This window comes from Methylocystis parvus OBBP, assembly GCF_027571405.1.
Classification (GTDB): domain Bacteria; phylum Pseudomonadota; class Alphaproteobacteria; order Rhizobiales; family Beijerinckiaceae; genus Methylocystis; species Methylocystis parva.
Genome location: NZ_CP092968.1, coordinates 110,131 through 126,636 on the forward strand (window position 1 = coordinate 110,131; position 16,506 = coordinate 126,636).

Sequence of the window (16,506 nt, forward strand, 5' to 3'; positions counted from 1 at the left end):
GCCTTTCGCCATCGTGCATGTTCCCGATTCGATCATGGGGACACATGCCCGTCTGGACGCCCGAACAGGACAATGCGCTGAACGCCGTCGCCGAGTGGCTCGCCAAGCCGCGCGGGCCGCAGGTATTCCGCCTCTTCGGCTATGCCGGAACCGGTAAGTCGACGCTTGCGCTGCATCTCGCCGAGCATGTCGATGGCGACGTCGCCTTCGCCGCCTTCACCGGCAAGGCCGCGCTCGTCATGCGCTCCAAGGGCTGCAAGGATGCGCGGACGATCCACAGCCTCATTTATCGCGCCACCGATTCCGAGACGGAGGAGCCTTCCTTCGTGCTCAATGACGACAGCGAGGCGGCGCACGCCAAGCTCATCGTCATCGACGAATGCTCCATGGTGGACGAGGAACTCGGCCGCGATCTCCTTTCTTTCGGCAAGAAAGTCCTCGTGCTTGGAGACCCGGCGCAATTGCCGCCGGTGAAGGGCGGCGGCTTCTTCACCGAGGCCGAGCCCGATGTGATGCTCACCGAGGTGCACCGGCAGGCGGCGGACAATCCGATCGTGCGTCTCTCCATGACGATCCGCGAAGGCGGGGCGCTGGCGCGCGGCGTCTATGGCGAGACGCGTATCGTTGGCCGCGACGGGCTCGATCCGAAGCTTGTCACCGGCGCGGATCAGGTGCTCGTCGGCATGAACAAGACGCGCCGGGCTTACAACAACCGGCTGCGCGAATTGAGGGGCTTCACCGCCGGGCCGTTCCCGCAATCGGGCGAGAAGCTCGTTTGTCTGCGCAACAATCGTAAAAAAGGCCTGCTCAACGGCGCGCTTTTCACGGTGAAAAGCGCCGGCGCGCTGCGGCGCGGCAAAATCAGAATGCTCGTCATGCCGGAAGAAGGCGAGGCGGGAAAATATCAGCGCGTCTCCGTCATTCCGCAATTCTTCGAGGGCGGCGAGGGCGAGATACCTTACGCGCTGCGCAAGGATTCAGACGAGTTCGATTACGGCTATGCGCTCACCGTGCACAAGGCGCAGGGCTCGCAATGGGATAATGTAACGCTCTTCGACGAGTCCTTCGCCTTTCGCGAACATCGCGCGCGCTGGCTTTATACCGGCGTGACGCGCGCGGCGCAGAAGCTGACTCTCGTGATGTGAGGTTGTTTCCAGCCCCGCGCGCCCCGGTTGTCAAACCGGGCGCGCGGGGGCAAAATTCAAATATGTCGTTTTATTGATGGAGGTTTTTCCATGTCCGAGGATCAGATTGAAGTCGTCTCGTCGCGTGGGGGCGCCTGTATCCCCGCAATTTGGAGCCTGGAGCCAAAGCAGACTTTGGGGCTTGCGCTTTCCGGCGGAGGTTTCCGCGCCTCGCTTTTTCACATCGGCGTCCTGGCGCGTTTGGCGGAACTCGATCTGCTGCGGAGCGTCTCAGTGCTGTCGACCGTTTCGGGCGGCTCGATCGTTGGCGCCTATTATTATCTCAAGGTGAAGGAGCTTCTCGAAGGGCGGCGGAAGGGTTCGGATGGACAAGCCGTCGCGCCATCGTCCCAGGCCTATGTCGACATTGTGAGCGAGATCGAGCGGGAATTCCTCGCTTGCGTACAGACGAATGTGCGTATGCGCGCATTGGTCGATCCCGTCGCCAATGCAAAAATGATTTTCTCCGACGACTATTCGCGCAGCGACCGCATCGCGGAAGTTTACGACGAGTGCTTCTATCGACGATTCTCGAGCGACCCCGCCCGCAAGATCACGCTGCCGGATTTGCTGATCACCCCCGTCGGCATGCAGCCGGGTTTCGACGTGCGCGCCTATAATGACGCCGCGACATATAAAATACCGATTCTGAACATCAACGCCACTTCTCTGAATACGGGCGGCCGCTGGGTGTTCACGGCTGTCCAGCTCGGCGAGGTCGCTTCCCCGGATTCGATCGATACGATCCAACCTCTGCGGCTGATCCAATATTCGGATACGACCTTGACGCAGAAGCAGCAGGATAAGCTCAAGGAGATCGGGCTCGCCGAAGCGGTCGCGGCCTCGGCCTGCGTGCCTGCGGTCTTCACCCCGCTCGCCATTCACGATCTCTATCCGCCGGGACCGAATGGCGAGGATTATGTCGTCGAATTGGTCGATGGCGGCGTTTACGATAATCAAGGCGTCGAGGCGCTGCTGTCCGAGAATTGCGATTATATGATTTGCAGCGACGCCTGCGGACAGCTCGACGAGAATCGCACGCCGGGGACGCAGCTGCTGCCGGTCGCGACGCGCGCCAACGACATATTGATGACGCGCGTTCGCGCAGAATGCTTCGACAGCCTCCGCACGCGCCCCGGCGGCGGCAAATTCGTCTTTTTCCATTTGCGTGACGCGTTCAGCGGCAATAGCGGCTATCCGCCTTTGCCTGGGCCTGTCGATCAATGCAATGGCAAGGATGACGGGCTGGTCTACGCCCTCTCCAATATCCGCACCGATCTCGACTCGTTTTCGGACATGGAAGCCTATACGCTGATGTACGACGGCTATTGTCTGAGCGATTACTTCTTGCAGCGGGCCGAGAATAACTGCGGACTCGGAACGGGCGCGCCCGGCGGAACGCCGAGGGAGCCGTGGCGGTTTCTCGCGATCCGCCAGATTGTCGAGACGGACAAGACGCTGCTGCTGTCGCGGCTGCTCGATGGGAAATATCTCTTCTTCAAGTCCTTTTACGCCGATCCGGTCCGCGCCGGCGTCTATAGTTTCATGATCGTCGCGCCGGTTCTGCTGCTGCTGTGGCGCTATTTCGACTGGGTCGAAGCCGCGTATCGTTTCCTGGTCAAGGATTTCCTGTATTCGGTTCTGCCCTTCGCGCTGATCGGCGCCGCGCTCTACGCAATCGTCATGGGCATGGACGACAAGCCCGCGGCGCTCAAATTTTTCGACTTCATCCGCAAATACCGTCGCGGCGACAACAAGTTTTTGGTCGGCGTGTTTTACATTCCCGGCCTTCTGGGCGCGGCGGCGGCGTTTGTGCATCTCAAGATCTTCAATAAGATTTTTCTTCAAGCCGGTCGGTTGCCGGGTTCGTCGGATGGCGGGCCGGCTTCGAGATCGAATGGGAGCAATTGAGCCTGTCCGAGCGCGTCGTGGAAATGCGCCGTTACGCCGACGGCGCCGTCTATCGCTTCCTTCCCGCCTCGGCGGACGAAGACGGAGCCGCGCGCTACAAGCGCGCGGATAAGGACGTCTGGATCTTGCGGGACCGCGATTTCGGCTGGATCGTTTGGGATGCGACGGACAAATCGCTGATGGGCCGGCCGTGGGACATCGCGATCAAGGACCAAGGCGCGACGCCGCCGGAATGCGATTGGGTGAGCCGGAAGGGCGCGAATTCCTATGTCTACCGGCTTGCCTTCGTCTGAATTTTTACTTGCGCCGATCTTATTTGCCCCAATTGTCGATAGCGTCGGAGAAGACGCGTTCGCCCGCAGGGCCCTTTTCCATATTGATGGTCGCCGAGCGGCCGTCCGAGAGCTGGAGCGGCAGATCGATCACGGCAAGCGAGCGGAGCAACTGAATGTTGCGCGCTTCACGATCGCCGCGCATCAGGCCGATGAGGAAATTATTGTCGGTGATCGGGACGGGAATGCCCGCCACTTTCTCCCCCGATTGCGCGTCGGCGCGGCGCATCTGGATCGGGCCGATGGCTTTCACGCCGCCCAGCGGGCCGCCGGATTGCGGCTTGAAGGAGACGTTGATCGTATGCGACGCGGACAGGGTTGCGTCATTGTTCTTCTGGAACAGCAAGGTCATCTTCATCTTGCCGTCCGGGATGTCGATATCGCCGCGAATGGCGGAGCCGACCGGCTGGCCGGGCCCGCCGACATTCTCCAGCCGCCAGACGACCGTTCCGTTATAGATGCGGTCGACCTTGTCCGGCTCCTGGAGCGAGGCGACCCACATTTCGGCCTTCTGCGCCACCGGCACCGACGTCGCGCGCTTGCCGGACACTGGCGCGGAGGCGGCCGACCCGCCCTCGACGCGGTCGCCGAACTTGCCGGCGTCAGCCGATTCGGCGGGGCCCGATTCCTCGGGTTTCAGCTTGGCGAGGTCTTCCGGCCGCTCGCGCAGATACCAGGCGAGCGCGCCGACCACCGCGATCAGGGCGACGAGAACGGCGCCAAGAGCGATGATGCGGGTCGGCGGGCGGCGCGATTTGGGCGGCATCGGCAAGGGCGCAGCGGGGCGTTGCGGCTCACGCGCGGGCGCGTCGCTTTCCGTCTCGGCGAGGGTTTCGCGCCAGGCGTCCTCGGCGCTGCGCTCGCCGGGCGGCAATTCCGGCGGCGCCGGCGGCTTCACCGCCGCGCTCGCGGACGATTCCGCCTTGGCCGATCCGGCTCTTGGGCCGGAGGAATTTTTCGCCGCGAGTTCAATCTCGACGCGGGTGATGGCCTCTTCGAGCGCGCGGCCCTCGGCGGCGATGTCGGCTTCCGCGACCGGCGGCTGAATGCCGCGCAATTGGCTGAACAGCGCCTTGCGCGCACGCTCGTAGACCACTTGCCTGGACTCGGGCGTCTGTTGCGGAAGAGCGGCAATGGCGCGGGAGATCAATGAATAGTAGTCAGCCATGATCGGTTAAGAGCACTTCCCTCCGGGCGCGTCAATCCTGACCCCTTGCAAAGCCGGGAAAAACCGGGGATTTGAGCGCCAACGCGTCGGCGATCCCGTCGGGGCGGCGCCCGGCCGCAGGTTGGAGAATTCGCATGTCTTTGCTTCGTTCGCTGGCGCGTGTTTCCTGCGCCGCTCTTTTCGTCGCGCTTCTCGCGCCCTCGGCGGCGCGCGCCATCAGCATGGATAAAGCGTCGACGATCAGGGACCAGTGCGAGATTTCGATCGGGCCGGACCTCATCGGCATCGTATCCTACATGCCCGATCGCTCCCGCGACCGCTACTGCGGCGAGTTCCCGGCGACCGGACGAATCATCCTGACGATCGACCTTATCGCCGAACGCTTGCGTGAACTGCCGATCGAGGTGCGCATCGTGAAGGAGCCTCGCGGACCGCTTTCCGAAGAGGACGATCTTGCGCCCTTCACCGTCGCCTATTTCGCGCCGCGCCTTTATCCCGGCGGCGCCGCGCCGGTCGAGCATGTCTTCGAGGAGAGCGGCAATTACGCCGCCTTCATCTCCGTCACCGAGTCGTCGGGCGCAAAACGCACCACGCGCTTCGGTTTCACGGTGGGCGGATGGCTGCAGTTCTACGCCACGGCGATCCTCGCCGGCGTCTTCCTGACGGGCATGGTTTTCGCCTATTGGCAATATAGCGACGCCGGCGTCAAAGGCATGCGGCGCAAGCGTCTCTGACGTTGCGTATCTCTCAGCTCTGTTCGCGTTTTCGCGGCGCGGCGATGAGCCAGTAGATGGCGCCGGCCAGCGCGCCGGTGAGAAAGAAAAGAAGCGCCAGGCGGCTTTCGGCTTCATTGATCTGCTGGGCGCGCCCGAGTCCTTTCGCGGCGCGCACGATCCAGGGCGAGGCGCCCGCCAGCACGCCGCTGACGCCGGAATACCAAATGAAGGACCGTACGCCCGCGGCTTCGCCCACCAGCGCGGCGACCGCGAGCGGGGCGGCGCATGTCGCGACGATCACCGCCCAGATTATAAAGCTCAGCGTGGCGAAAGCCTGCTCGGGATCGCCTTCATTCGCCGCTGCGTCGAAGACCGCGAAAAGTCCCGCGACGACGGCGGCCAGCCCCGCTTCACGCGTCGCGGTGTCGAAGAGCGCCGAGACGACGAGAAAAATCGCGCCGGCGCCCGCCGCGATGACGAAGCCGAAGCACATGACGATCAACCGGCGCAGCATCATCCCTCATTTGCGCCCGGCTTACGGTTCGAGCACAGAATCCCAATACAGGTAATCCATCCAGCTTTCATGCAGATAATTCGGCGGGAACAGCCTGCCGTTGCGATGCAGATCCGCGATGCTGGGCTGATAGGCCGTCTGCGCCGGCATCATATGCGCCTCATGCGGAAGCCGGTCGCCCTTGCGCAGATTGCAGGGCGAACAGGCCGCGACGACATTCTCCCATGTGGTCGCGCCGCCTTTCGAGCGCGGGATGACGTGGTCGAAGGTCAATTCGTCATGGGCGCCGCAATATTGGCAGGTGAAGCGGTCGCGCAGGAAGACGTTAAAACGAGTAAAGGCCGGCTGACGGGCCGGCCTTACATATTCCTTCAGCGAAACAACCGAGGGCAGACGGATCTCGAAACTCGGACTTTTGACGGTCTTGTCATATTCCGAAACAATATTGACCCGATCGAGGAAGACCGCCTTGATCGCGTCCTGCCAACCCCACAATGAAAGCGGGTAGTAGCTCAACGGCCTATAATCCGCATTCAGCACAAGCGCGGGACATGCCTGCGGCGAAACATTCTGTTGTCTAAAGTGAGCGGTCACCCTGCCAGCCTCTCGGTTTCGAGAAGGGCCTGATGGACCGCGCCAAGGTCCAACCCGGCCTTTTGCGACTCTGGATATTTTACAGGGAGGATGACGCGCTTGTGAAGACGCCCGGACAGGCCGTTTCAAAGGAATTTTCGACTTCCGGCGCCAATATAGATATTCCTTTATTTCTAGATAGTTACAGGTCAGTTTTCCAGTTGATTTGAGCGACGCCCCCATGAGTCGGCTTTTTCGCCGCATCAAGGAAGTCCAGGGCCTGTGACTTGCAGCAACGAGCGAACTGGATGAATGGCGGACCGGCCATGTGCCGTATTGGCACAGGCGGGTTCGATCGGGAGACAGGACTTGTCCCATCAATTCGACTATCCGCCGGACGCCGCGCACGCGGAACCAACGATTTCAAGAGGTCGACGGTCAAACGAAAACAGCGGACGGCACGCCCAGACTTGGAGTCCCAGACGAAATACGGCGCTGCTGCGCCTGTCTTTTTCGATTCTCGCCGCCGCGCTCGATTTTCTCGCGATTATGCTTGCCGCGGTCGTCGCTCAACTCGCCTATCATGTCGCCGCCTATAGCTGGAACGGCCTGACCGCGGCCAATCTTCAGCCGAGCCTCATCGCCGCTGCGATCTTCCTGCTCGCCAATGCGATGCGCCAAGAATATTCCTTTGCGAATTACCTTCAATTGCGCGGTCACGGATGGCGCAGCTTTGGTCTTTGGACCCTGGTCTGCCTGCTTGCGCTCGCGATCGGCTTTCTCACCAAGACGACCGAGGACACGTCCCGCGCGGCCTTCGTGCTCGCTTCCGCCGCCGGCATAGCGGCAATTCTGGCGCAGCGCGCGACGCTTTGCCATTTCGTCCGCGCCAGCGCCGAGACGGGCGGCGTTTCCGCGCGACGGCTCTTCCTGGTGGGTTTCGAGCAGGACATCAAGGTTTTCACCTATCGCTACAAGCCATGGACCTGCGGCATGAATGTCGTCGCCTCCGTCGTGCTGCGCGACAGCGAGCAGACATTGACGGACGATCTCGCGCTGGCGGTTGCGTCGGCGCGCATGTTGCGGCCGGACGACATCTTCATCCTCACGCCCTGGTCGCGCACCGACGTCATCGACGAGTGCGTGACAGCCTTCCTCCATATGCCAGCGCGCATCCATCTCGGGCCTGAGCGCGTGCTCGACCGCTTCGTGGATGCGCGAATCGACAAGGTCGGAGCCATTTCCAGCCTCAGCCTGTCGGGCCATCCGCTCAATCTGGTCGAGATCGCCGCCAAGCGCGTCTTCGACATCGTCGCGTCCGCCACGGCGCTGCTTCTGCTCTCGCCGCTTCTCCTGCTTTGCGGTCTGCTCATCCGGCTCGAAAGCAAGGGGCCCGCGCTCTTCCTTCAGCGCCGCTACGGCTTCAATCGCGAGACTTTCCGCATCGTCAAATTCCGTACGATGAAGACGATGGAAGACGATCGTCACATGAAACAGGCCACCGCGAATGATCCGCGCGTGACGCGCATCGGCCGCTTCCTGCGCCGCTACAATATCGACGAGCTGCCCCAGCTCTTCAACGTGCTGCGCGGCGACATGTCGCTCGTCGGCCCGAGGCCGCATGCGGTGGCGCATGACCAGCTTTTCGAGCGACGCATCGCGCTCTATGCGCGCCGCCATAACGTCAAGCCGGGCATCACCGGCTGGGCGCAGGTGAACGGGCTGCGCGGCGAGATCGATTCGCCCGAGAAGATCAGACAACGAGTCGAGCACGATCTCTATTATATCGATAACTGGTCGATGCTCTTCGACATCGCCATCATGTTCCTCACCGTATTCTCGCGTAAGGCGTATCGTAACGCGGTTTGACGGCTGAGGGGCCGGCGGCGGCGGGCGAGGGGCAAGCGCGTTGCGTATCGCTTGCTTCGAACCCGCCGTCTGCTGCTTACTGCCCGGGCCGTGATTCGTATCCTTCACACCGCCGATTGGCACCTGGGCGCCGCGCTGCAAGGCTGGTCGCGCGAGGCGGAGCATCGCGCCGCGCTGCGACAGCTCGTCGCTCTCGCCAGGGCGCGGGACGTGGACGCCGTCATCGTCGCCGGAGACATATTCGATAGCCTCAATCCGTCCGCGGAAGCGCAGCGCCTCCTCTACGATACGCTGCGCGATTTGCGCGCCGTCTGTCCGCGCGCGACGATCGCGCTTCTCGCCGGCAATCACGATCCGGCCGGGCGGCTTGAGGCGCCGCGCGCCTTATTCGAGCTCGCCGGCGTGCGATCCATCGGCGCCATTGCGCGCCGCGACGGCGCCGTCGATCTCGACATTCATCTATTGCCGATCCGCGACGCCGCCGGCGACACAGGCGCGCATATTCTGGCGGTTCCCTATCCGCGCGCCGCGGATCTTCCTGTCGCCGGCGCCGATGTGACGGGCTCCTCCATCGTCTGGGGCGTGCGACGGCTGTATCGGGAGACGGTCGACGCCGCCCGCGCCCGCGTCGGGGCGAGCCCGCTCATTCTCACCGGACATTTGCACGTCGCGGGAGGAACGGAGTCGGAAGGCGCCGAGCGCCGTATTCTCGTCGGCGGCGAGCACGCCGCGCCGCCCGACATTTTCCCCGCCGATGCGGCCTATGTCGCGCTCGGGCATTTGCACAAGCCGCAGAAGGTCGTGCGCGAGACGATCCGCTATAGCGGCGCCCTCATTCCGATGTCGAAGACGGAAATCGGCTATGCGCATGGCGCGACCATCGTCGAGATCGGCGCTTGCGGGCAAGCGACGGCGAAGCATGAGCCTTTCGAACGCAGCGTCGCGCATCTGCGCGTTCCGGCGCAGGGCGCCCTCGCCATTTCGGAAATCGAACCGGCGCTGGCCGCGCTCGCTCTCGATCCGCAGATTTCGGACGAGGCCAAGCCTTTCGTGCATCTCACGGTGAAGCTCGACGGGGCGGCGGCCGGGCTGAAAGCGGAGATCGACGCGATTTGCGAGAAATTCCCGCTGCGCCTCGTCTCGCTCGCCGTCGAGCGCCCGCAGCGCGCCGAGGCGCCGCAATCGGCGCCAGTCCGCCTCGCCGAGCGCAAACCGCTCGACCTCTTTCGAGAGGCGTTCGAGGCGACGCATGGCGTCGCGCCTTCCGACGAACATTTGCGTCGCTTCGATCAGCTTTCGGAGGAGGAGTGATGCGCATTCTCGCGATCCGGGGCGAGAATCTCGCAAGTCTCGCCGAACCCTTCGCAATAGAATTCGAACAGGAGCCTTTGCGTTCGTCTGGGCTTTTCGCCATCACGGGCGAGACCGGTGCGGGCAAATCCACCATTCTCGATGCGCTGTGCCTTGCGCTATACGACGATTTTCCGCGCGCGACCGCAGGCAATCAGAAGGAAAAAGCGCCCGACGCCTCCGGCGAGGCCGTCAGCGCGACGGAGCCCGCCAATATTCTGCGCCGTGGCGCGGGGCGCGGATTTGCTGAGGCGGATTTCGTCGCGCGCGACGGAAAGCGTTACCGCGTCAGATGCGATCTGGCGCGCGCACGCGGCAAAGCCGCCGGACGGCTGCAAAAGCGCGGTCGCAGTCTCTGGCGTATCGACGATTCCGGGGAGATGATCGAAGCGATCGAGTCGGGCGTCGATCTGGTGAATGGCAGGATCGTCGAACTCACCGATCTGACTTTCGATCAGTTCCGCCGCACCGCATTGCTCGCGCAGGGCGATTTCGACGCCTTTCTGCGCGCCGACGCGAAGGAGCGCGCGGATCTGCTCGAGAAAATCACCGGGGCCGAGATTTACGGCGTCCTGTCGATGCGCGCCAACAAGCGATGGAGCGACGCCAGGAACGCGCTCGCCGCGTTGGAGGAGCGCGCCAAGGAAATCGGCGTGATGCCCGATGAGGCGCGCGCCGCGAAGCTCTCCGAATTGAAAGAGATCGATGCGCAACGCGAAGCTCTTGCGCTCGAATGCGGCGGCGTGCGCGCATTGTTGCGGCGTATCGAAACGCTCGCGCAAGCGCGGAAGGCGCTGGAGGAGGCGGAAGCGGCGCGCGTGCTGGCGGAAGGCGCGTGGAACGCCCGCGCGGTCGAACGTCAGACCCTGGAAAAGCTCGAACGCGTCGAGCCGCTGCGCGCCCCGCGTCAGGAGATGCGGCGCGCGGCGCATGCTCTCATCGCAAGGCGGGACACGGCGTCGCGCGCGTTGGAAAAAGCCGAAGCCGCGCGCGCCGCTCTCGACGAGGCGCGAAAAGACGCAGCCCGCGCCGCTGAAGCGCTCGCCAGCATCGATGACGAGATCAAGCGTCTCTTGCCGTTATGGGAAGAAGCCGCAGCGCTCGACATGCGCGTCGAGGTCAAGGCCGAGGAAGTCGCGCGCGCGGCCGAAGCCGACATGAATGCGCGCACGGCGCTCGCCGACAAGCGACAGCCGCTCCTGGCGGCGAAAGCGGAGCAGGAAAAGGCGACCGACCGGCGCGAGGCGGCGCGCGCCGAACTTGCGTCGGTCGCGCCGCTCGCGGCCGTGAACGAACGTCGGCGCGAGATCGCGGATTGGCTCGATAAGCGCGCGCAGGTCGGGGCCGAAAAGCGCGAGGCGGCCGCTCGGTTGGAAAAAGCTTTCGCCGAGTTGCAGCGCGCTGACGACGTCAAGCGCTCATTCGATGCGGCGGACAAGGCGGATCGGGAAGCGCTGACGCAGATAACCACGCAACTAAGCGCGCGGGCGGCGGCGCTCGCGGCGCTGGACGCCGAAACTGTCGCTCGCGAAGATGAGGCTCTGGCGCGGGTTCAAGAGACCTTGCAGGCGATGGCGGGTTGCGCCGAGGCGTATGAAAAGGCGGCCGGCAAAGCTGAAAGCGCGGATGCCGAAGTCAAGCGTCACGATTTGGAAGCGGCTACGCTCGCACGCGAAATCGAAAAACTTGCGCGCGCGCGGGAGGCGCAGGCCGCGCAGCGCGAAGAGGCCGAGCGTCTCGGGGAGCTCGCCGAGGCCGCTGCAGCCGCGTCGGCGCTCGAACTGCGCGCGGCGCTCGAAGACGGCGCGCCCTGTCCCGTCTGCGGCGGGCGCGATCATCCTTTCGCGCATTCGAGCGAAGCGGCGCGCGACTTGATCGAGTCGCTTCGCGACAAACGCGCCGCCGCGCGGCGCGCCGCCGCTCAAATCGAGAAGGACAGCGCCGCCGCATCCGCTGGCGAGGCGAAGGCGCGCGCGCTGAGGGACGAAGCCGCAAGTCGTCTCGAAGAGGCGCGCGCCGCCACCGCGCAGGCGGCGCGAGGCTATGCGGCGCTTCTGTTGAAAGCGCCCGATTGCGGCGTCCCAAAAGAGATTGCAGGCGCGTGTCCCGCTGTCGCCGGGGTCTTGCAGGAGGTCGCGGACAAGCGGCGGGAGCTTGCGAAAATCGTCGCGGCTGAACGCGAGATGCGGAAGGAAATCGATCTTCTGCGCAAAGCTGTCGAAGACAAGCGCCTGGCGATCGATACGCGCAAGGCCGAGCGCGAGGCGGCCGAGAACCTGTCGCGCAACGCTGGAGAGGCGCGCGCGCGGTTCGCGGAAAAGGTCGACGGCGCGAAGACGCGCATCGACTCGCTCGACCGCTCGCTGGCGCCCTATCTCGCGCCATGCGACCTTACGGCGGGCGACCTCGATCGCGATCCGCTCGGCGCGCGGAAGATCGTCGAAGAAGCGGGGGCGCGCTACCGCACGGCGTTCGACGCGCTCACGCGCGCCGAGGCTTGCCTGACCGAACTGGCTCCCAGGATCGCCGCGCTAGTAGCAGATGAGGGCGCGGCGTCGCAGCAGGCGGATCGCGCGTCTCAAGAGACAGCCAAACGCGCGGCGGAGCTCGCGCGATTGCAGAAAGAGCGCGCGGGCTTGCTCGATGGCGAAGCGACTTCCGCCCATCGCGGGCGCTATGACGAAAGGCGCCGCGTCGCTGGGGCGACGCATGAAAGCGCGCGCGCGGCCGCGGCGGACGCCGACAGTCTGTGGGCTTCCTTGGAAGCGGCGCATGTCGGCGCCGTCGAGGAAGCCGGAATGGCGGAGCGGGCCCTCGAAGCGGGGGAGCGCGCATATAATGACGTCCTTGCGGCGACCGGTTTCGGCGACGAGGCGGCGGCCGGCCTGCTTGCGATCCCCTCCGATGACGCAACCGCCATGCGGCGGGCTGTCAAGAATGCGGAGGAGGCCGTCAACAGCGCCCGCGTCGCGGCGGCGCAACGTCGGCAGGATGTCGTTGATGCGGAAGCGGCCGGAATTCCCGAAGCGCCGCGCGAAACACTGGCTGCGCGCGAGGCGGAGTTAACGGGAACGCTGACCAGCCTTGCAGAGCAGGTCGGCGCGCTACGAAAAGAATTGGTCACGGACGACGACGCGCGAAGGCGCGCAGCCAAGCTTTCGTCGCGGATCGACGCCGACCGCGCCGCTTTCAAGGTCTGGGACGAGGTCAACGCCGCCATCGGTTCGGCGAAGGGAGACAGGTTTCGCAGCTTCGCGCAGAGCGTCACGCTGGAACATCTCGTCGCCCTCGCCAATCAGCGCCTCGCATTGCTGGCGCCGCGCTATCGTCTCGAGCGCGCGGGGGAGATCGGATCGCTCGGCCTGCAGATTGTCGATCGCGATCTTGGAGACGAACGCCGCTCGACGCGCTCGCTGTCGGGGGGCGAAAGGTTTCTCGCCTCGCTAGCTCTGGCGCTCGCGCTCGCGGGCCTCGAGGGACGCGATTCTTTCGTCGATACGCTTTTCATCGATGAAGGCTTTGGCGCGCTCGACGCCGCGACGCTCGACGTCGCGATCGATGCGCTGGAAAATCTGCAGGGGCAGGGGCGCAAGGTCGGCGTGATCAGTCACGTCGAATCCATGCAGGCGCGGATCGCCGCCAAGATTTGCGTCGAGCGGCGCGGCGGCGGCCTCAGCCGCGTGCGGCTGCGCGCGCCGGGCCTCGGCGATCAGACGCCCAACTGACGGCCACGCGTCAGCGCGATCCTTTTTCAATCGCCTTCAGCCCGATGAAGAGGCTGGCCGCAAGCAACAGGCCCGCAAGGAAGTAGCCGGCTCCGATAAAGAGATCGAGCGAGAGCGACATCGCGAAAATCTGCGTGAAAAGCAGCGGTCCGACCATGCCGGAAACGCCGCGAAGACTGCCGAAAGCGCCTTGCAGCCGGCCTTGCTCCGATTGGCCGGCGAGACGCGTCGCGAGGCCCTGAAAGGAAGGATTCGCCATGCCCCATAGCGCGATCAAGGGCGGCGCCGCCATGAACAGCGCGCCCGTCGGCGCGAAGGCGTAAGCGAGAAAGCCGAGCGCGCCGCTGGCGAGCGCGATGGCGAAAGTCGTTTTCTCGCCCAGCCGCGCGACCGTGGGACGCACGAGGCCGCCAGAGACGACCGTCTGCGATATGCCGACAATCGCCAGCGCCCAGCCCGTTGTGCTGGCGTCCCAGTGATATCGGGCTTCCGTGTAGAGCACGAAGAGCCCCGGCAGGGACTCATGCGCCAGATAAGAGAGGAAGAGGGCGAGCGCGAAAAGGGCGAGCGTCGGATGCGTTCGCAGATAGTTGAGGGAGCCGATGACGTTGGCGCTCCGCCACACGACCTTTTCCGTGCGCTTCTCGGGCGCGAGCGATTCGGGAAGGATGAACCAGCCATAGACGAAATTGGCGAGGCTGAAGAAGGCGGCGGCCCAGAACGGGAAGCGCAGATCGTGTTCGCCCAGCGCGCCGCCTATGGCGGGGCCGAGAATGAAGCCCAGGCCGAAGGCCGCGCCGATCAGGCCGAACCGGCCTGCGCGCTTCTCCGGCGGGGTGATGTCGCTGATATAGGCGTTGGCCGTCGCGACGCTCGCCGCCGTCACGCCCGAGATGAGACGCCCGACGAAGAGGAAGGGCAGGGAAGGCGCGAGCGCCATGAAGACGTAATCGAGCCCGAGGCCCAGATTCGAGGCGAGCACGACGGGACGGCGGCCGTAATGATCGGAGAGGGCCCCGAGGACCGGCTGGAAGAGAAACTGCATCCCGGCCCAGGCGAAGCCGAAGACGCCGACAGCATGCGCGGCCGAGCGCAGATCCCCGCCTTCGAACTGAACGATGAGCTTGGGCAGCACCGGTATGACGACGCCAAGCGCCAGCATGTCCAGCGCGACGGTGATGAGAATGAAGATGAACGCCGCCTCTCGGCGAGGCACGGGCGTCGTGGACATGGCTGACCCTGGAGTTCGTTAGCTCGACCATCCGATAGCGGCATCGGGAACGTCGGGCAAGGCGGCGTAAATGTGGCGAAACGGCGCCGAATGTGGCGATCCGAACGTCAACATGACAAGGCACTGTGGCCGCTACGCCACTCGAATCAGGCTTCTAGCGCTTGAAGGTGTGGTAAACGCGTCACAGCTGAGGCGAAGTCTTTTGTCACAGTCCCGTTCGAGGCCCAATCGTCACGGCTCTGTCATGTAACGACCGCTTTTCTCGCTCCCGGAAGTTAACGCTTGGGGAACGACCAATGAAATTTCGACCTGGTTATCGCGCCCTCGCCATTGCGGCGTTCGGCCTTTCGGCGGCTTTCGCCGCCACGCCCGCGGCGGCGGACACTGCCGCGGAAATCCGCGCCCTCAAGGCGCGTCTGAACAAGCTCGAGGCGGAAGAAGCCGCCGCGAAGCGCGCCGCGCATGCCGCCGCTCAGCAGGCGCACGCCGTTCCGGCCGCCCACGTCGTCGCCGCTCCGGAAGCGCCGAAGCATTGGTATGAGAAGATGAGCTTCCGTGGTTATACGCAGATGCGCTATAACGACACGCTCAACGCCAATCAGTGGAACGACGTCTACAGCCCCCACGACCGCTCGGTCGGGCCGCGCCGCAATTTCCTTCTCCGCCGCACGCGCCTCATCTTCTCGGGCGACGTCTCCAGCCATCTTTATCTCTACGTGCAGATGGATCTGGCGTCCGCGCCGTCGGGCACCTTCAGCAATTCGGCGACGGCGGCCACCAACCCGGTCTTCGCCTTCTACAACCTGCCTTTTGTGCAGATCGGCACTTACGGCAATGCGGCGGGCAATTTCGCTCAGATGCGCGACGCCTATGCCGACATCTCGATCGACGAGAAGAAGGAATTCCGCTTCCGCGTCGGCCAGTCCAAGATCCCCTACGGCTTCGAGAACATGCAGTCCTCGCAGAATCGTCTCGCGCTGGACCGCGCCGACGCGATCAACTCCTGCTGCAAGGACGAGCGCGACCTCGGCGTCTTCTTCTACTACACGCCCGAGCACGTTCGTCACCTGCTCCGCGACCTCGTGAAGAACAATCTCAAGGGCACGGGCGATTACGGCATGTTCGCGCTCGGCATCTATAACGGCCAGGGCGCCAACCGCATCGAGTTGAACAACGGCGTGCACATCGTCAGCCGCTTCACCTATCCTTACGTCTTCTCGAACGGTCAGATCGTCGAAGCGTCGATCCAGGGTTATACCGGTCGCTATATGCCGACCACTTCGGCGATCACGCCGTCTCTTGGCATGGCGACCGGCTGGGCCGGCTATCGTCCGCCCGGATATCCCGGAGCCGGCGCGCCCTTCATCAATGCGCCCGGCTATGGCGACGTCACGCGCAACCTCGTGCTCAGCCAGTATCCCGGCGCCGCCTGGAACTATAGCTGTCTCAACGGCTGTCAGGGCGTCAAGGACGACCGCGTCGCCATCACCGGCGTCATCTATCCGCAGCCCTTCGGCTTGAAGGCCGAATGGAACTGGGGCCGCGGTCCCACGCTCGATCCGACCCAGACCTATATCAGCTCGCAGCGCCTCAATGGCGGTTACGTCGAGGCGACCTACAAGTATGACGACACGCTCTATGGTCTCGGCACCTTCTTCCCATTCGTGAAGTGGCAATACTACAATGGCGGCTGGAAGGTCGAAACCAACGCGCCGCTCGCGCGCGTTCACGAGCTGGATGTCGGCGTCGAGTGGCAGCCGCTGCCCGAGGTCGAGCTGACGGCGGTCTACACCAAGATGAACCGCACCAATACCGGCGCGGCTCCCTATCGTCAGTTCAACGCCGATCTGCTGCGCATGCAGTTGCAGTGGAACTACTGAGCCAGTCTCATATCGGTCATCAAGGAACGCTCCCGGTCTCCGGGGGCGTTCAT

12 protein-coding genes are annotated in these 16,506 nt (G+C 64.2%); 8 read left to right on the forward strand and 4 right to left on the reverse strand.

Going from position 1 to position 16,506, the window contains the following annotated elements; all coding sequences use genetic code 11:
* The first annotated feature begins 44 nt into the window (after window positions 1-44).
* The 3 genes from MMG94_RS00615 (at window position 45) to MMG94_RS00625 (ending at window position 3,388) form a co-directional block, all read left to right on the forward strand.
* Window positions 45-1,145 (forward strand): ATP-dependent DNA helicase, encoded by a 1,101-nt coding sequence (locus MMG94_RS00615; protein WP_016919545.1) that lies wholly within the window; start codon window positions 45-47, stop codon window positions 1,143-1,145.
* Between the two features lie 90 nt (window positions 1,146-1,235).
* On the forward strand, window positions 1,236-3,095 hold the full coding sequence (locus tag MMG94_RS00620) for a patatin-like phospholipase family protein (RefSeq protein ID WP_016919544.1): 1,860 nt from the start codon (window positions 1,236-1,238) through the stop codon (window positions 3,093-3,095).
* Window positions 3,092-3,388: a hypothetical protein gene (locus MMG94_RS00625; protein ID WP_016919543.1), complete on the forward strand. Its 297-nt coding sequence runs from the start codon at window positions 3,092-3,094 to the stop codon at window positions 3,386-3,388. Before MMG94_RS00620 ends, MMG94_RS00625 begins: the two co-directional genes overlap by 4 nt.
* Before the next feature lie 19 nt (window positions 3,389-3,407).
* Here MMG94_RS00625 and MMG94_RS00630 read toward each other — a convergent pair whose 3' ends face one another.
* Window positions 3,408-4,595, reverse strand: a complete 1,188-nt coding sequence (locus tag MMG94_RS00630) for a hypothetical protein (RefSeq protein WP_016919542.1) — start codon at window positions 4,593-4,595, stop codon at window positions 3,408-3,410.
* A gap of 134 nt (window positions 4,596-4,729) precedes the next feature.
* On the opposite strand from MMG94_RS00630, the gene MMG94_RS00635 reads away from it, so the two are divergent.
* The gene (locus tag MMG94_RS00635; protein ID WP_016919541.1) at window positions 4,730-5,329 is read left to right on the forward strand and encodes a hypothetical protein; all 600 of its coding nucleotides are present in this window, start codon (window positions 4,730-4,732) and stop codon (window positions 5,327-5,329) included.
* A gap of 13 nt (window positions 5,330-5,342) precedes the next feature.
* Here MMG94_RS00635 and MMG94_RS00640 read toward each other — a convergent pair whose 3' ends face one another.
* Window positions 5,343-5,825, reverse strand: coding sequence for a hypothetical protein (locus tag MMG94_RS00640; protein WP_040579137.1), 483 nt, complete (start codon window positions 5,823-5,825; stop codon window positions 5,343-5,345).
* Between the two features lie 21 nt (window positions 5,826-5,846).
* Complete coding sequence (locus MMG94_RS00645) at window positions 5,847-6,365, reverse strand: HNH endonuclease (RefSeq protein WP_016919539.1); 519 nt, start codon at window positions 6,363-6,365, stop codon at window positions 5,847-5,849.
* A 402-nt stretch (window positions 6,366-6,767) separates the two neighbouring features.
* On the opposite strand from MMG94_RS00645, the gene MMG94_RS00650 reads away from it, so the two are divergent.
* The 3 genes from MMG94_RS00650 (at window position 6,768) to MMG94_RS00660 (ending at window position 13,342) form a co-directional block, all read left to right on the forward strand.
* On the forward strand, window positions 6,768-8,267 hold the full coding sequence (locus MMG94_RS00650; protein ID WP_016919538.1) for an undecaprenyl-phosphate glucose phosphotransferase: 1,500 nt from the start codon (window positions 6,768-6,770) through the stop codon (window positions 8,265-8,267).
* Between the two features lie 90 nt (window positions 8,268-8,357).
* The gene (locus MMG94_RS00655; RefSeq protein ID WP_016919537.1) at window positions 8,358-9,578 is read left to right on the forward strand and encodes an exonuclease SbcCD subunit D; all 1,221 of its coding nucleotides are present in this window, start codon (window positions 8,358-8,360) and stop codon (window positions 9,576-9,578) included.
* Window positions 9,578-13,342 carry an AAA family ATPase gene (locus MMG94_RS00660; RefSeq protein ID WP_016919536.1) on the forward strand — a complete coding sequence of 1,255 codons (3,765 nt, stop codon included), beginning with the start codon at window positions 9,578-9,580 and terminating at the stop codon, window positions 13,340-13,342. The genes MMG94_RS00655 and MMG94_RS00660 overlap by 1 nt, the downstream gene beginning before the upstream one ends.
* Window positions 13,343-13,352: 10 nt before the next feature.
* On the opposite strand, the gene MMG94_RS00665 is transcribed toward MMG94_RS00660, so the two are convergent.
* Window positions 13,353-14,573 (reverse strand): TCR/Tet family MFS transporter, encoded by a 1,221-nt coding sequence (locus tag MMG94_RS00665; protein ID WP_016919535.1) that lies wholly within the window; start codon window positions 14,571-14,573, stop codon window positions 13,353-13,355.
* A 296-nt stretch (window positions 14,574-14,869) separates the two neighbouring features.
* On the opposite strand from MMG94_RS00665, the gene MMG94_RS00670 reads away from it, so the two are divergent.
* Entirely contained in the window at window positions 14,870-16,453 is a 1,584-nt protein-coding gene (locus tag MMG94_RS00670) for a porin (RefSeq protein ID WP_016919534.1), read from the forward strand.
* Window positions 16,454-16,506: the final 53 nt, after the last annotated feature.

Excerpts from the sequence above, each read along its gene's own strand:
- MMG94_RS00615 (WP_016919545.1), top strand. The coding sequence starts at position 45 with ATGCCCGTCTGGACGCCCGAACAGGACAATGCGCTGAACGCCGTCGCC.
- MMG94_RS00620 (WP_016919544.1), top strand. The coding sequence starts at position 1,236 with ATGTCCGAGGATCAGATTGAAGTCGTCTCGTCGCGTGGGGGCGCCTGT.
- MMG94_RS00630 (WP_016919542.1), bottom strand. The coding sequence starts at position 4,595 with ATGGCTGACTACTATTCATTGATCTCCCGCGCCATTGCCGCTCTTCCG.
- MMG94_RS00635 (WP_016919541.1), top strand. The coding sequence starts at position 4,730 with ATGTCTTTGCTTCGTTCGCTGGCGCGTGTTTCCTGCGCCGCTCTTTTC.
- MMG94_RS00640 (WP_040579137.1), bottom strand. The coding sequence starts at position 5,825 with ATGCTGCGCCGGTTGATCGTCATGTGCTTCGGCTTCGTCATCGCGGCG.
- MMG94_RS00660 (WP_016919536.1), top strand. The coding sequence starts at position 9,578 with ATGCGCATTCTCGCGATCCGGGGCGAGAATCTCGCAAGTCTCGCCGAA.
- MMG94_RS00665 (WP_016919535.1), bottom strand. The coding sequence starts at position 14,573 with ATGTCCACGACGCCCGTGCCTCGCCGAGAGGCGGCGTTCATCTTCATT.
- MMG94_RS00670 (WP_016919534.1), top strand. The coding sequence starts at position 14,870 with ATGAAATTTCGACCTGGTTATCGCGCCCTCGCCATTGCGGCGTTCGGC.